The following is a 15,329-nucleotide window of genomic DNA, read 5'->3' on the forward strand; positions in this document are numbered from 1 at the left end:
TTTTTTGAAATCTTTTTTTTTTGGTTATCGATTCCCTTTTTAGGCATTTTATATTAATTTAATTTTATTTAATTTCTTTATGAATTGTATACTTTCTTAATATTGGGTTATATTTTTTTAGTTCAATTCTGTTTGGAGTATTTTTTTTATTTTTTGTTGTAACATATCTAGAACAACCAGGAATTCCAATTTTTTTTTGTTCAATACATTCTAATATAACTTGTATTCTATTTCCTTTTTTTCCCATTTTAATTTAATTAATATTTATATTTAAAACGTTTTAAAACTTTTTCTATCCCTATTTTATTAATAAGTTTTACAGTAGAAATACAAACTTTTAGAGTAATCCACTTTTTTTCTTTTATCAAAAAAAAACGTTTTTTACATAAATTAATGTTAAAACGACGTTTTTTTTTATTATTTGCATGAGATACTTTATTTCCTACCATGGCTTTTTTTCCTGTCAATTCACAAATTTTTGACATAATAATTTTTTTTGTTAACTTATATGAACCAAAATAGCTATAAATATAATATTATTATCATACAAGACATTTATTATCATGTCAGGACATAGCAAATGGTCAAATATACAACATAGAAAATCAAATCAAGATTTCAAAAAATCTAAAAAATTTTCTAAAATTATTAAAGAAATTTCTGCTTCCGTAAAAGAATCAGGCACAAATAGCTCTCGTTTCAAAAATGCAATTTTAAATGCTAAATCAGTCAATATTCCTAAAAATACTATACAAAAAGCAATAAAAAAAGCTTTACAGATCAAAACAGATGATTACAAAAGTTTAAATTTAGAAGGACTAATACACGGAATTAGTATAATTATAGAATGCATGACGAATAACAGTATTAGAACAACTTCTAATATTAGAACACTTTTTAATAAAAATAAAGGAAGATTATGTCATAATGGGGAATTAACTCATTTTTTTCACAGAATGGGTGTTTTTTGTATAAAAAAAAAAGATATTCATTATTCAATGGATGATTTTGAACTTATGGCAATAGATTTCGGAGCCCAAGATTTAAAAAAAGACCATAGCACAATCTATTTGTACACAAATTTTGAATATTTTGGATCTATGAAAAACAATTTCAAAAAGTTAAAAATACTCCATGAATATAAAATAGAACATGTCCCAAAACAGACTAAATATATTTCAGTAGAAAAAAAAAATAAAGTTTTCAATTTAATTGAAAAACTTCATATGAATGAAGATGTAGAAAATATATACTCAAATTTAAATTAAAAAGTAGAATGTCCTATCGCATTTTTTTAGTAAAAAAAATGAGGAAAGTCCGGACACCGTAGAGCAACACAATGGGTAACTCCCATCCATCGTAAGGTGAGGAATAGTGCAACAGAAAGAATGTACAGAATTTATTTATTATTTATTGCTGTAGTGAAATCATGTAAACTCTGTGTGGTGAAATGCCATGTATACCGGAAAACTAGCTCGGTTGAAACCGGGGGGTAGGCAGATTGAAATCATGGGTAACCTAGATTCTAGATAAATGATAGGCATAAAAACAGAATCCGGCTTACAATTTTACTTTTTCGGAGAGATGGCCGAGAGGATTAAGGCGCACGTCTGGAAAGCGTGTTCACAAAAAAGTGTCAAGGGTTCGAATCCCTTTCTCTCCGCTTTTTTTTATATTTATAAATTTTCTATATCTCTTAATTTTTTTTCTATCAAATTTGTTCTAACACCTAATAATCGATCTATATCCTTAGAAGCTCCTTGTAATTTATCTTGAGCTTGATGAAGCAATAATCCAAATTTTGTGAATTCCTGTTTGACCGTTTCTAAAATTTTCCACACTTCAGAACTTCTTTTTTGAATAGCTAAAGTTCTGAAACCAATTTGTAAACTATTTAATACAGCAGCTAATGTAGACGGGCCTGCTATCACTGTTTTATATTTTCTTAATAATTCCTCTAACAAGCTAGAATTTCTTACAATTTCAGCATATATTCCTTCAAAAGGTAAAAAAAGAATAGCAAAATCAGTAGTATATGGAGGATCAATATATTTATATTGAATATCTTTGGACATTTTTTTTAATACAGATTCCATATTTTTTATAGCTGTTTCTATATTTTTTTTTTCTCCATTACGATAAGCTTTTTGTACTTTTTCATAAGTTTCTTTCGGGAACTTAACATCAATAGGTAACCATATCATATTTCCGTTTTCAAGTCCTGGAAGTTTAATTGCAAATTCTACTACAAAATTTGTACTAGATTTGGTAACAACATTAGAAGCGTATTGTTCTGGAGATAAAATTTGTTGTAAAAGCATTGAAAGCTGCATTTCGCTAAAACTTCCACATATTTTTACATGATTTAAGGTACTTTTTAAAGAACTCACATCTTTTGCTAAGATCTTCATTTCGCCTAAACCTTCTTGTAAAAAGAATAATTGGTTTCCAATTATTTCGAATGATTTCCCCAAATGAAGATTTAAAGAAGTTTGAAGTTTCTCACTAACATTTTCTCTTATTTCCTCAAGTTTTTTTTCAATAATTTTAATTAATTTTTCCTGTGATGTGGAGACAGAATCTAATTTTCTATCTTGACTATCAATGTAAAACTGAACTTTTTTATCTATAGCATCCTGAAAAATTTTTACAGTTTGTATTAAACTATTTTTCATTTCCATTAAAGAATCGACTACTTCAATTCTACTATATTTAGATAATTTTTGAATTTCATTCTGTTGATCTTTAAATTCCTTTCTAAAAAAAAATTCTAATTTTCTAAAAAAATATATGCAGCATATGAAAAAAATAAAAAAATTAAAAAATATAAATGAATAATACATTTAAATTATGAGGAAAAAATAGCGGGAATAGGACTCGAACCTATGACCTTCGGGTTATGAGCCCGACGAGCTACCAACTGCTCCATCCCGCGAATATTATATTTGTGAATATAATCTTTTTCATCTAAAAAATCAAATATTAAAAATTTATTCATCCATTCATAGATATTAAAAACTCTTCATTATTTTGAGTTCTAGATATTCTAGATCTTAAAAATTCCATCGCTTCCACTGGATTCATATCGGAAAGATGTTTTCTCAAAATCCACATTCTTTGTAATGTGTTTGGATCAAGTAAAAGATTATCTTTTCTTGTACTAGATGAAACAAGATCAATAGCTGGATAAATTCGTTTATTAGCTATTTTTCTATCTAATTGAAGTTCTTTATTTCCTGTTCCTTTAAATTCTTCAAAAATTACTTCATCCATTTTTGATCCTGTATCAATCATCGCTGTGGCAATTATAGATAAAGATCCACCATTTTCTATGTTTCTAGCCGCTCCAAAAAATCTCTTGGGTCTGTGTAATGCGTTCGCATCTACTCCTCCTGATAATACCTTTCCAGATGCAGGAGAAACAGTGTTATAAGCACGTGCTAAGCGCGTAATAGAATCTAACAATATGACTACGTCATGTGAGCATTCTACCATTCTTTTTGCTTTTTGCAAAACAATGTTAGCGACTTTAACATGTCGATCTGCAGGTTCATCAAAAGTAGATGCAATAACTTCTCCTTTCACATTTCTCTGCATATCTGTAACTTCTTCCGGACGTTCATCAATCAATAATATAATCAAATATACTTCAGGATGATTCGCCGCAATAGCATTAGCTATTTCTTTTAATAAAGTAGTTTTACCTGTTTTAGGGGGAGCGACGATCATTCCTCTTTGTCCTTTTCCTATAGGAGTAAAAAGATCTACAATTCTTGTAGAAAGAGTTGCATTTTTTTCAGCTAATTTAAATTTTTCGTTTGGGAATAATGGAGTTAAATGTTCAAAAGAATCTCTGTCCCTAACAAAAGAAGGAGATCTTCCATTAATTTCAAGAATTTTAATTAATGGAAAATATTTTTCACCATTTTTAGGTGGACGTACTTCTCCCCTTATTGTATCTCCTGTTTTCATTCCAAAAAGCCTAATTTGAGATTGAGAAACATAAATGTCATCTGGAGATGATAAATAATTAAAATCAGAAGATCTTAAAAATCCATAATTTTCTGGCATAATTTCCAATACCCCTTCACTAATTATTATACCTTCAAACTCATATTCAGGAGTACGGTATTTATTAGAAGAAACTTTCTGTGATCCTACTTCCGTTCCAGGAGTACGGTATTTATTAGAAGAAACTTTCTGTGATCCTACTTCCGTTTCAGGAGATATATTTTGAGCTTCGAATCTATCATTTTTTTTCCAATTAGAAAAATTTTGATGCTTCTTTTGAAATTTCGTGGATTCTTCTGAAAGTTTATAATTCGAAATTTTTAAATGTTCTTGGGAAATCAATTTTTTTTTACCATTTATGTTTTTGTTTTCTAAAAATGAATTTTTAGATTCAGTGTTTTTTCGCATTTTAAATCCTTTTTTTAAAGGATTTTCTCTTTTTGAATTTGAAGCAGAAGTATTTTTATTATTATTATTGAAAATGGAAATAATTTTTTCTAAAAGCTCGTTTTTTCGTAATTGCGTACATTTCTTTAATCCTGATGACCGAGCAATCTCCTGTAATTCAAAAAGTTTTTTACTTTTTAATTCAGTTATATCAAACATAAAGTGATTGGGTTTTATATATAATATATATGTTTGGAATATATTTTTTAGTATATGTTATGAAAAAAAATAACTTAGAAACGATAAATACAATTATACAAAAAATTAACTTGAACTTTAATAACATTATAAAAATAATTTAATCTTTATTATGTATGTTATATAGGATACAAACATTGTATTTACTTATTTCTATTTTTATTTATTCTTTTTTCATATACTTTTTATGTTTTTTAAATAAAAAAATAATTAGTTTTTTTTATTTTCATTTGTATTTAAAAAAAACAATTTTAATTTTTATAATTATATGTCTATTTCTATCTATTTTAAGTTTTTTTCTTTTTAAAAAGAAAAAATTGCAAATATTTTTCAACGAAATTAATATACTTACTAATATTATTCATGTAATAATCCTTTTTTTTTCATGTTATCAATTGAATATGAATATATACATATTAATCATGTTTATTTTTTTTATATTATTATGTATATGTATTTTATATATAACGAACAAAGCTATAAAAAAAGATATCGAATTAATCGATTCTATAAATCGAATACGATAATAATTGATTCAAATATAATAGAGATTATAAAGGTTTAAAAAATGAAAAAAACTTCATTTATTCAAAAGTTAGAAGTTTATAAAAAGGAATTTCATGAAATTTCAAAATCAATTATACAACCTAATATTATATCTGATCAAAAAAAGTACAAAATATTATTAAAGAAATACAAAGTTTTAGAAAAAATAGTCTCTCTTTATGAAGAATACAATAAAAAGTTGACTCTTCTTAAAGAAATAAATTTTATTTTAGAAAACGATTCTGATACGGAAATGAAAGAATTAGCTACAACAGAAAAATACAAAATTTTAGAAAATTTATCTTCTCTTGAAAAAGAATCCTATGACCTACTCTTTTATTCAAGAGAAAAGGATGCAACAGAAGAAGAAGATCATAGAAACGCTGCTATCGTGGAATTACGTTCTGGAACAGGAGGAAATGAAGCATGTCTTTTTGTTGAAGATATATTAAGAATGTATACTATGTATTTTAAAAAATCAGGTTGGAAATATAAAATCATACATGCTCAAAAAGGAGGAATAAAAGGATTCAAAGAAATTATTTTAGATGTAAATGGTGAAGAAGGAGTTTATGGAAATTTAAAGTTTGAGTCTGGAGTACATAGAGTGCAAAGAATTCCAAGAACAGAATCTCAAGGAAGAGTTCACACTTCTGCTATTACCGTAGCGGTTCTCCCTAAAGTAAAAGATATAGAAGTAGATATTAATTTATCTGATATAAAAAAAGATACTTTTAGATCTAGTGGATCTGGAGGACAACATGTAAATAAAACAGAATCTGCTGTACGATTAACACATATTCCAAGTAAAATTACAGTAGAATGTCAAGAAGAACGTTCTCAACATAAAAACTTTGAAAAAGCTATAAGTGTTTTAAGATCAAGAATTTATCAAATTGAAAAAGAAAAAAGACTAAAAAAAATATCTATAAAAAGAAAATCCCTGATTTCTACAGGGGATCGTTCCGTAAAAATTCGTACCTACAATTATCCTAAAAATAGAGTAACGGATCATAGAATTCATAAATCCATTTATGATCTTGCAGGATTTATGAATGGAAACATTCAAGAAATGATTAATTTATTAAAATTGTTTGAAAAAAAATAACATTCATTTTATAAAAAAAAATCGGAATTTAGATTATCTAAAAAATTTGTATTATAATCCCCTTTTAAAAAATCATTATTTTGCATAAGTTTTCTGTGAAAAGGAAGAGTTGTATGTATTCCTTCTATAACAAATTCATCTAAAGAACGACGCATTTTTTCAATGGTTTCTCTTCTACTTTTTGCCGTAGTAATAATTTTAGCAATCATAGGATCATAATAATGTGGGACAAAGTATCCTGCATAAATATGTGTGTCAATCCGTACGCCTTTTCCTCCAGGTAAATGCATTTGAGTTATTTTTCCAGGAACAGGACGAAAATTGTGATGCGGTTCTTCTGCATTAATTCTACATTCTATTGAATACATTTTTGGATAATAATTTTTTTTTATAGAAAGTTTTTTACCATAAGCTAAAAATATTTGTTCTTGAATTAAATCTAAACCTGTTATTTCTTCGGTTATAGTATGTTCCACTTGTATTCTCGGATTCATTTCCATAAAATAAAAATTCTTATTTCTATCTACCAAAAATTCTATAGTTCCTACTCCTTCATAATAAAGGTGTTCAGCCACTTTTACGGCTTCTTCTCCCATTTTTTTTCTAAGATGTGTAGTTAAAAATGGAGAGGGGGCTTCTTCTACCAATTTTTGGTTTCTTCTTTGAATGGAACAATCTCTTTCTGATAAATGACATGCTTCTCCATATTTATCTCCTAGAATTTGTATTTCTATGTGTCTTGGATTTAAAATTAATTTTTCTATATACATCTCTTTTTTTCCAAAACAAGACCAAGCCTCTTTTTTAGCTTCTTCCCAAGAATTTTTTAAATGATTTTTATCCAAAACAGATCGGATTCCTTTACCTCCACCTCCAGAAACAGCTTTTATAATAATCGGATATCCTATCTTATCTGCAATTTTCTCAATATCTTTATAAGAGGATTCAAAAAAACAATCAGATCCAGGTAAACAAGAAATTCCAATTTTTTTCATAGTTTTTTTAGCTGAAATTTTATTCCCCATTTGAATCATATGACTAGGTTTAGCCCCAATGAATTTTATATCATGTTTATGGCACATAGAAGAAAAATATGCATTTTCAGACAAAAATCCATATCCAGGATGAATGGCATCTGCATTTGTAATTTCTGCTGCAGAAATCAAATTTGGTATATTTAAATAAGATTGATATGAATGTGGAGGCCCAATACACACAGCTTCATCTGCAAAATAAACATGAAGACTATGTTTATCTGCTGTAGAATAAACAGCTACAGTTTTAATCCCCATTTCTTTAGCTGTTCGTATTATTCGTAAAGCAATTTCTCCACGATTAGCTATTAATATTTTTTTAAACATAAAAATTTAAAAATTCGGATCTATAAGAAATAAAGGCTGTTCATAATCAACAGGAGAAGCATCTTCCACTAAAACTTTAACCAATTTTCCATTTACTTCTGATTCAATATCATTAAACAGTTTCATGGCTTCTATTACACAAACTTTTGTTCCTATTTTTATTTTATCTCCTATTTTTACAAAAGGGTCTTGATCTGGATGAGGCTTTATGTAAAATGTTCCTATCATAGGAGATTTTATGGTTAAATATTCATTTTTATTTTCTTTTTCTATTTTATAAAATCTATCAGAAAAATCAGATATAGAAGAAGATGATGATGAAGATATTTTAGTAGGATAAGTAGGACTCCATGAACGTTTATCATTTTTTATTATTGTTCTATTTTTCATATATATTTCAGTATTTCCTATTTTAATCCTTATTTCATCAATATTTGAAGCCGAAATAAATTGAATCAGGGATTTGATTTTTTTTAAATCCATAATTTATTTTCCTTTTATTTTATATTTATAAGGATTCTTTTTTATTTTTTTTACTATATACAATCTTACCTCTATAATAAAGGTTGTTTTCATGCCAATGCGCATGATGATATAAATGTTTTTGATTGGTCACAACACATTTTGCTAATAAAGGTTCTTTTATTTTAAAATGACTTCTTCTTTTATTTCTTCTAGATTTAGATTGTCTTCTTTTAGGATGAGCCATAAATATTTATTTAATAAATTACTAATTTAGAAATAAAATTAGATGTGTTAAATAATTTTTATATCTTTCAAAATAGAATCATTTATTATGAGTCAATTAACTAAACGTAGTGAAGATTACTCAAAATGGTACAATGAAATTGTTGTTAAATCCGGGTTAGCAGAATTTTCTGGAGTGCGTGGTTTTATGATTATAAAACCATATGGATATTCTTTATGGGATAGAATGAAAACAATACTAGATAAAATGTTACAATTTACTGGACATCAGAATGTTTATTTTCCTTTACTTATTCCAAAATCTACTTTTACAAAACAAGAAGAGCATACTGAAATTTTTTCTGAAGGATGTGCTGTCGTTACACATTCTAGATTAATAAAAACAAATCAAGATCAAGAAAAACTAATCGTTGATCCTGAATCTAAGTTACAAGAAGAACTAGTAATTAGACCTACCTCAGAAAGTATTATATGGAAAACTTACAAACGGTGGATTCAATCTTATAGAGATTTACCTATTTTATTTAATCAGTGGGGAAATGCACTAAGATGGGAAATGCGAACTCGTTTATTTCTTAGAACTACTGAATTCTTATGGCAAGAAGGGCATACGGCTCATTCTACAAAAAAAGAAGCAATAGAAGAAGCCATAAAAATATTAAATATTTATACAGATTTTTCAGAAAAATTTATGGCTATTCCTGTATTGCGAGGAATCAAACCATATATGGATAAATTTTATGGTTCAGAAAAAACATATTGCATCGAAGCACTCATGCAAGATGGAAAAGCTTTACAAATTGGTACTTCACATTTTTTAGGACAAAATTTTTCGAAAGCTTTTGATGTTAAATTTACTAATTTTAACGGAAAAAAAGAATATGTATGGGCAACTTCTTGGGGAGTATCTACCAGATTAATAGGAGGATTAATTATGTCGCATTCTGATGATAAAGGATTAATTTTACCTCCAAAAATAGCTCCTATACAAATTATTATTATTCCTATTTATTATAAAGAAAATGATATAATAATTAACGAAATATCGGAAAATATTTTAAATATTCTAAAAAAAGAAAAAATAAGAGTAAAATATGATAATAGAATAGGATTTACTCCTGGATGGAAATTTCATGAATATGAAATGAAAGGAGTCCCCATACGAATTAGCATAGGAAAAAATGAAATACAAAATGAAAAAGTAGAAATCTTTAGAAGAGACACATATGAGAAAACATATATACCTTGGAAAGATTTAAAAAATTCAATACAAAAATTACTAGATGAAATACAAAAAAATATTTATAAAAAAGCTCTTCACAGAACTCAAAAATTAATCAAAAAATCAGATCAATACAATGATTTTAAGAATCAAATAAATCATTCAGGGGGGTTCATTTTTGCTCATTGGGATGGAACTAAAAATACAGGTAAAAAAATTCAAGAAGAAACAGAAGCAACTATACGTTGTATTCCTATGTCTAATGAAAAAGAAAAAGGAAAATGTATTTATTCTGGAAACCCTTCTATGCAAAGAGTGGTTTTTTCTAAATCCTATTGAAAATTTTTTAATCTTCCTTTAAAACTATTTATAGATGAATAATTTTTTTTTTCTAAAACAAAAGTCAACTCTTTTTTCAGTCTTTCAAATACCGAAATTCCCTCCTTCATAAATTGTGTCCCAATTTGAACAGCAGAAGCTCCACATAATATGTGTTCAAAAATGTCTTCTCCAGAAGAAATTCCTCCACATCCTATTATAGAAATATCTTTCCTAAGATAAGTATAAAATTTATGAATATTAGCTAAAGCAAATGGCTTTATAATTGATCCACCTATTCCTCCAAATCCTTTTTTAGGTCGTATAACTACTGATTCTTTATTTGTATCAATAAAAAGACCATTAGGTAAACTATTAATACAAGTAACAAAAAAAATAGGAAACTGATTTAGAATAAAAGCTATATTTTTAATATGTGCATCTTGAAAATAAGGAGGGAGTTTAATTCCTAAAGGTTTTTTGTTAAATTTAAATATGTTTTCTATAAAACTTGAAATTTTATAAAAATCATAACCTAACATATCTTCTTTTTCAAGAAGATTTGGACAAGATAAATTTAATTCTATAGCAGTTACTTTTGAAGATTGGTTTGCTTTTTGAATAAGAAAATAGTTTTCTTCTGAAGATAATCCGGATATAGAAAGAAAAATAGGTTTATTTATATTTTTTCTTTCTAAAAAATTTAGATAAAAATTAATGCCAAGATTAGGTAACCCCATAGAATTTATACTTCCTATATTCCATTCAAAATATCTAGGTAAAACATTTCCTTTTCTTGGTTTGTATGTACAACTTTTTGTCACAACTCCACCAGAAGAACTATTTAATAAATTGGATAATTCTTGATCTGTAGAACAAAGAACTCCTGATGCATTCATCATGCATAACGGTAGTTGTATCCCACTTATATTAGCAGAAATATCTATTTTTTTCATAATCATATCAATTAATTATAATAGTATCCAAGTATAAAATTTTTAACTTTACCAAAACAGTTTTTTTTTATGGAAGAAAAAGAACAATTCTTTTTAGAAATTTATAATTTAGGAATCATAAAATTTGGAAATTTTACATTAAAAAGTGGTATGAATTCTTCTATATATATAGATTTCCGTCCAATAGCTTCTAGACCTGATTTATTAATCAAGTTATCGGATTTACTTATACATGAAGTTCCATCTTATGATTTCGAGTTAATTTGTGGAGTTCCATATGCTGCTTTGCCTATAGCTACTACTTTATCTTTGAGATCAAAAATTCCGCTAATTATTAAAAGAAAAGAAAATAAAGGATATGGAACTGAACGAATGATTGAAGGTATATATAAAACAGGACAAAATTGCCTAATTATAGAAGATGTTATTACAAGTGGAGATAGTTTATTAAGAACTGTAATAGACCTTGAAAAAGAAGGATTGATAATTAAAAATATTATGTCTATTCTTGATAGAGAACAAGGAGGAATAGAAAATATAAAAAAAAGAGGATATAATATCCGAACTTTATTTCGAATAGGAGAAGTTTTCAAAATATTAAAAAAAAAACATTTTTTAAAAGAAAAAGAAATAGATATGATTCAATTTTTTTTTAGAAAAAAAAATACAAAAAATATTCAAAGTAAGCGTATATCCTATGAAGAAAAAAAAGAAAAAATATCTCATCCTATAGGAAAAAAACTTATAGATATTACATTAAAAAAAAAAACAAATTTAATAGTTTCTGCTGATTTAATGTATACTAAAAATATTTTGAAATTAGTAAATTTAATTGGAGATAGAATTTGTGGATTAAAACTCCATGTAGATATCATAAATGATTTTTCATATTCATTTATAAATAGTCTTAAAAATATTTCTATAGAGAAAAAATTTTTATTATTTGAAGATAGGAAATTATGTGATGTTGGTCCTACTAATTGTCTTCAATTGCATTACGGAATTCATAAAATTTCTTCTTGGGCAGATATCATTACGGCACACTTACTTGCTGGTAGTATGAGTATTCAAAACTTGAATATACCTTCTAGTATGGGATTGATTACAATATCTGAAATGTCTTCTTATGGAAGGCTATCTGATGATAATTACATAAGAAAAGCACTAAATATTTCTTTGAAAAATCCAAAAGTTATTGGAACTGTTGCACAAAGAAAAGTAGATGATAGATTATTATTATTTACACCTGGTATTCACTTTTCTATTAAAAAAAATAATGTAGGAAATAATTACATTCATCCTGTTCAAGCTTTTGAAAAAAATGGAAGTGATTTTATTATTGTGGGTAAAGCTATTTACCAATCTGTAAATCCAAAAATAACAGCAGAAGAATATAGAAATGCAGGATGGAAAGCTTATGAAAATGGACTTTAAATAATTCTATTACATTTATATGATATGAGTTTTTTTTATTAAAATTAATGATACTGATTATAATTTTATTTAATTTGTATATACATATTATATTTTCAAAAATTGTTTCAATCATAAAAAATTTCATGAATAAATTTTGAGTATGGAATGGATAAATTCATTAATCAGTTGTTTTATGATACTTTTTAGCATTATAGACATATTAGGTAACGCTCCCATAATTATGGGATTTAAATCAAAGGGGAACATTATAGACACTAAAAAAGTTATAATCACTTCTCTTGTAATATTTTTATCTTTCCTTTTTTTAGGGCAACCTATGTTGAAAATTATTGGAGTTGATGTACATTCTTTTTCTGTAGCGGGATCTTTCGTATTATTTTTAATTGGTTTAGAAATGATATTAGGGATAGACCTTCATAAGGTAACGGAAAACGCTCAAACTTCTATTGTTCCAATAGCTTTTCCACTTATAGCTGGTCCTGGATCTTTAACTACTTTAATTTCATTAAGAGCTACTTATGACGTAAATATTATTCTTTTATCTCTTATCTTAAATATGATAGTTGTTTATTTTGTGATAGATAGATGTGATTTTATAGCCGAAAAAATAGGAAATAACGGATTGGATATTTTAAAGAAAATATTTGGAATTGTTTTATTAGCTTTTGCAGTGAAAATTTTTGGAGCCAATGCGTCTCAATTATTTCAACAATAATTTGTTATTTTATTGAAAATGTTGATAACAGATTCATTAATATTTTTGAATTCAGGTAAATAAAAAGCTTTATAAATCAAAATTATATAATAATTTTGATTTATAATTGTAATATGCTTTTCTAAAAGTGATTTATTCAAAAGAAAAGAAGCTTTCAATAAACGTTTTATTTTATTTCTGTGAACTGATTTTTTGAAATTTTTTTTTTTACTAGAGTTCCTACGAGGTTAATTGATAAATTTTTATCAAAACTTTTTTCTGATAAAAGAGCAGATAAAATAGGATACACGAAAAAATATTTTCCATTTTTTATCACTTTTTCAAAAATTTTTTTTTCTTTAAACTGCATTTTTTAAAAAATTTATTCATAATTTACCATAAATTCTTCCAGCTTGGAAACCATTCCTGTAGGACCACAAATAAATGGAGTTCTCTGATGTAATTTAGTAGGTTTTATGTCTAAAATACGTTTTTTTCCATCAGAAGCTTTTCCTCCAGCTTGTTCTGCTAAAAAAGCCATAGGATTACATTCATAAAGTAATCTTAATTTTCCTTCTGGAGAAGAAGCTGTTTTTGGATAGATATATATTCCTCCTTGTATCATATTTCTGTGAAAATCTCCGACTAAAGATCCAATATATCTTGCTGTATAGGGACGATTATCTTTTTTTTCTTGACAATATCGGATAAACTTCCTAATTCCATTAGGGAATTTATCCGAATTACCTTCATTAATAGAATAAATCTTTTCTTTTTTAGGAAAACGAAGATTAAAATGAGATAAGTAAAATGTTCCAATTGAAGGATCTAAAGTAAATCCATGTACTCCATTTCCAGTACTATATACCAATATGGTAGAAGATCCATAAATGATATATCCTGCAAGGATTTGTTGATTTCCTTTTTGCAAAAAATCTTCTATCGTTAAATTCATTTGAATAGGAGATTTTCTCATATATACAGAAAATATAGTTCCAATAGACACATTCACATCTATATTAGAAGAACCATCAAGTGGATCTATTAAAACAATATACTGATTTCGAAAAATTTTTTCTTGTTTTCCTTTTATTACTATAAAATCTTTACTTTCTTCAGATGCTATTCCACAAACAACATTTCGACTTTTAAAAGATTCAATGAAAGCTCTATGAGCAAAATCATCCAATTTTTGTTGATTTTCTCCTTGCACATTAGTAACTCCAGAACTACCTATAATTTTTTCTGTTAACCCTGCTTTATTAACTTCTTTATGAATAGCTTTAGAAGCTAATTTTATAGAGCTAAACAATCGTAATAATGCTTCAGTAGAATATGAAAAACAATCTCTATTTTCTATAATAAACTCTCCTAATGTATACATGTATGTATCTCTTAAAGAAATACTTCTTTTATATAAAGATCAGATTTTTTTTTATATCATGCTTCACAATTGAAGTACTATTCAAGAATTTTTGTTTATATAATAAATAAACTTTCTGAAGTTATTAGGAATTTTATATATTTCTATTAATTTTATCACTTAATGAGAATTATACAAATATCATTAATATTATTATGGCGTATATGGTTCTTTCTTATCAATATATTTTTGATTCCCTTATGGGCGGGAGCTTCTATTCCATTTCTTTTCAAAGAAAAACACTATCCTATTGCATATTGGTTTCATCAAATGTGGGCTAGAAGTAATCTTTTTCTCATGGGTTTTTGGTATGTATTAGAAAAAGATAAAGAAATCTTAGATAAAAATCAACAATACGTAATTATCAGTAATCACAGTTCTATTATGGATATTATGTTAATTTACTCTTTGATGAGAAATCATCCTTTGGTTTTTGTTGGAAAGGCAGAGTTAGCTAAACTCCCCTTTTTCGGATTTATTTACAAAAAAAGTAATATTCTTATTGAGAGAAAAAATTTATCGAGTTGTATACAAGTATTTAAAAAAATAGAAGATAAAGTAGATTCTGGAAAAAGTGTTTGTATTTTTCCAGAAGGTGGTGTTCCTAAACCTTATGTTTTCTTAGATCATTTTAAAAGTGGAGCTTTTTTTATCGCTATTTTCAAAAAGATTTCTATTATTCCTTTTACTATAGCTGACATAAAAACAAAATTTCCCAGTTTTTTTATTATAAAAGGAAGACCAGGAAAAATAAGAATTAAACAACATCATTCTATATCAACAAAAAATTTATCCTTAAAAGATAAGAACAATTTGAAAGAAAAATGTTTTAATTTAATTAAATATCAATTAGAAAAATTTGAACATGAACAAAAAAATACTTAATTACATGAATTAAAT

At 26.3% G+C, this 15,329-nt stretch carries 18 protein-coding genes, 2 tRNA genes and 1 other RNA gene; 9 read left to right on the top strand and 12 right to left on the bottom strand.

What is annotated here, in order from left to right; genetic code table 11:
- Positions 1–64: 64 nt before the first annotated feature.
- Positions 65–247, bottom strand: a complete 183-nt coding sequence (rpmG, locus tag H0H73_RS00560; protein WP_185852244.1) for a 50S ribosomal protein L33 — start codon at positions 245–247, stop codon at positions 65–67.
- A gap of 10 nt (positions 248–257) precedes the next feature.
- Complete coding sequence (rpmB, locus tag H0H73_RS00565; RefSeq protein ID WP_185852245.1) at positions 258–485, bottom strand: 50S ribosomal protein L28; 228 nt, start codon at positions 483–485, stop codon at positions 258–260.
- A gap of 78 nt (positions 486–563) precedes the next feature.
- Here rpmB and H0H73_RS00570 point away from each other — a divergent pair, with 78 nt between their 5' ends.
- From H0H73_RS00570 to H0H73_RS00580, 3 genes are all read left to right on the top strand, one after another.
- Positions 564–1,268, top strand: a complete 705-nt coding sequence (locus H0H73_RS00570) for a YebC/PmpR family DNA-binding transcriptional regulator (protein ID WP_185852246.1) — start codon at positions 564–566, stop codon at positions 1,266–1,268.
- Positions 1,269–1,579: RNase P RNA component class A (gene rnpB / locus H0H73_RS00575), an RNA gene on the top strand.
- Positions 1,579–1,663: transfer RNA gene (locus tag H0H73_RS00580), tRNA-Ser, on the top strand. The genes rnpB and H0H73_RS00580 overlap by 1 nt, the downstream gene beginning before the upstream one ends.
- Before the next feature lie 13 nt (positions 1,664–1,676).
- Here the strand turns inward: H0H73_RS00580 and H0H73_RS00585 are convergent.
- The 3 genes from H0H73_RS00585 to rho form a co-directional block, all read right to left on the bottom strand.
- The gene (locus H0H73_RS00585) at positions 1,677–2,843 is read right to left on the bottom strand and encodes a DNA recombination protein RmuC (RefSeq protein WP_185852247.1); all 1,167 of its coding nucleotides are present in this window, start codon (positions 2,841–2,843) and stop codon (positions 1,677–1,679) included.
- Positions 2,844–2,862: 19 nt separating this feature from the next.
- Positions 2,863–2,935: transfer RNA gene (locus tag H0H73_RS00590), tRNA-Met, on the bottom strand.
- Positions 2,936–2,994: 59 nt separating this feature from the next.
- Positions 2,995–4,617 (bottom strand): transcription termination factor Rho, encoded by a 1,623-nt coding sequence (rho, locus tag H0H73_RS00595; protein ID WP_185852248.1) that lies wholly within the window; start codon positions 4,615–4,617, stop codon positions 2,995–2,997.
- A 155-nt stretch (positions 4,618–4,772) separates the two neighbouring features.
- On the opposite strand from rho, the gene H0H73_RS00600 reads away from it, so the two are divergent.
- Both H0H73_RS00600 and prfA read left to right on the top strand, forming a co-directional pair.
- Positions 4,773–5,183: a DUF4293 family protein gene (locus H0H73_RS00600; RefSeq protein ID WP_185852249.1), complete on the top strand. Its 411-nt coding sequence runs from the start codon at positions 4,773–4,775 to the stop codon at positions 5,181–5,183.
- Positions 5,184–5,224: 41 nt separating this feature from the next.
- Positions 5,225–6,310, top strand: a complete 1,086-nt coding sequence (gene prfA / locus H0H73_RS00605) for a peptide chain release factor 1 (protein ID WP_185852250.1) — start codon at positions 5,225–5,227, stop codon at positions 6,308–6,310.
- 8 nt (positions 6,311–6,318) lie between these two features.
- Here the strand turns inward: prfA and accC are convergent, their stop codons facing one another.
- From accC to rpmF, 3 genes are read right to left on the bottom strand one after another with little or no spacing between them, the layout of a single operon-like run.
- On the bottom strand, positions 6,319–7,671 hold the full coding sequence (gene accC, locus H0H73_RS00610; RefSeq protein WP_185852251.1) for an acetyl-CoA carboxylase biotin carboxylase subunit: 1,353 nt from the start codon (positions 7,669–7,671) through the stop codon (positions 6,319–6,321).
- Between the two features lie 6 nt (positions 7,672–7,677).
- The gene (accB, locus tag H0H73_RS00615; RefSeq protein ID WP_185852252.1) at positions 7,678–8,154 is read right to left on the bottom strand and encodes an acetyl-CoA carboxylase biotin carboxyl carrier protein; all 477 of its coding nucleotides are present in this window, start codon (positions 8,152–8,154) and stop codon (positions 7,678–7,680) included.
- 25 nt (positions 8,155–8,179) lie between these two features.
- A complete protein-coding gene (gene rpmF / locus H0H73_RS00620) occupies positions 8,180–8,380 on the bottom strand; it encodes a 50S ribosomal protein L32 (protein ID WP_185852253.1) in 201 nt (66 codons plus the stop codon).
- Between the two features lie 87 nt (positions 8,381–8,467).
- Between rpmF and proS the strand changes: the two genes are divergently transcribed.
- On the top strand, positions 8,468–9,940 hold the full coding sequence (gene proS, locus H0H73_RS00625; protein ID WP_185852254.1) for a proline--tRNA ligase: 1,473 nt from the start codon (positions 8,468–8,470) through the stop codon (positions 9,938–9,940).
- Here proS and H0H73_RS00630 read toward each other — a convergent pair.
- Positions 9,934–10,881: a dihydroorotate oxidase gene (locus H0H73_RS00630; protein ID WP_185852255.1), complete on the bottom strand. Its 948-nt coding sequence runs from the start codon at positions 10,879–10,881 to the stop codon at positions 9,934–9,936. The two genes, proS and H0H73_RS00630, sit on opposite strands and share 7 nt — an antisense overlap.
- A 63-nt stretch (positions 10,882–10,944) precedes the next feature.
- Here H0H73_RS00630 and pyrF point away from each other — a divergent pair, with 63 nt between their 5' ends.
- Positions 10,945–12,309, top strand: a complete 1,365-nt coding sequence (gene pyrF / locus H0H73_RS00635) for an orotidine-5'-phosphate decarboxylase (protein WP_185852256.1) — start codon at positions 10,945–10,947, stop codon at positions 12,307–12,309.
- A gap of 142 nt (positions 12,310–12,451) precedes the next feature.
- Complete coding sequence (locus H0H73_RS00640; protein WP_185852257.1) at positions 12,452–13,027, top strand: MarC family protein; 576 nt, start codon at positions 12,452–12,454, stop codon at positions 13,025–13,027.
- Here H0H73_RS00640 and H0H73_RS03115 read toward each other — a convergent pair.
- The 3 genes from H0H73_RS03115 to fbp are packed head-to-tail and all read right to left on the bottom strand — an operon-like array spanning position 13,018 to position 14,390.
- A complete protein-coding gene (locus H0H73_RS03115) occupies positions 13,018–13,185 on the bottom strand; it encodes a hypothetical protein (protein WP_394798679.1) in 168 nt (55 codons plus the stop codon). The two genes, H0H73_RS00640 and H0H73_RS03115, sit on opposite strands and share 10 nt — an antisense overlap.
- Positions 13,186–13,193: 8 nt before the next feature.
- Positions 13,194–13,376: a hypothetical protein gene (locus tag H0H73_RS00650; protein ID WP_185852258.1), complete on the bottom strand. Its 183-nt coding sequence runs from the start codon at positions 13,374–13,376 to the stop codon at positions 13,194–13,196.
- Positions 13,377–13,388: 12 nt separating this feature from the next.
- Complete coding sequence (gene fbp, locus H0H73_RS00655; RefSeq protein ID WP_185852259.1) at positions 13,389–14,390, bottom strand: class 1 fructose-bisphosphatase; 1,002 nt, start codon at positions 14,388–14,390, stop codon at positions 13,389–13,391.
- Between the two features lie 162 nt (positions 14,391–14,552).
- On the opposite strand from fbp, the gene H0H73_RS00660 reads away from it, so the two are divergent.
- Positions 14,553–15,314 carry a lysophospholipid acyltransferase family protein gene (locus tag H0H73_RS00660; protein ID WP_185852260.1) on the top strand — a complete coding sequence of 254 codons (762 nt, stop codon included), beginning with the start codon at positions 14,553–14,555 and terminating at the stop codon, positions 15,312–15,314.
- The last annotated feature ends 15 nt before the right edge of the window (positions 15,315–15,329 follow it).

Origin of the sequence: Blattabacterium cuenoti (assembly GCF_014251335.1) — a bacterium.
GTDB lineage: Bacteria > Bacteroidota > Bacteroidia > Flavobacteriales > Blattabacteriaceae > Blattabacterium > Blattabacterium cuenoti_G.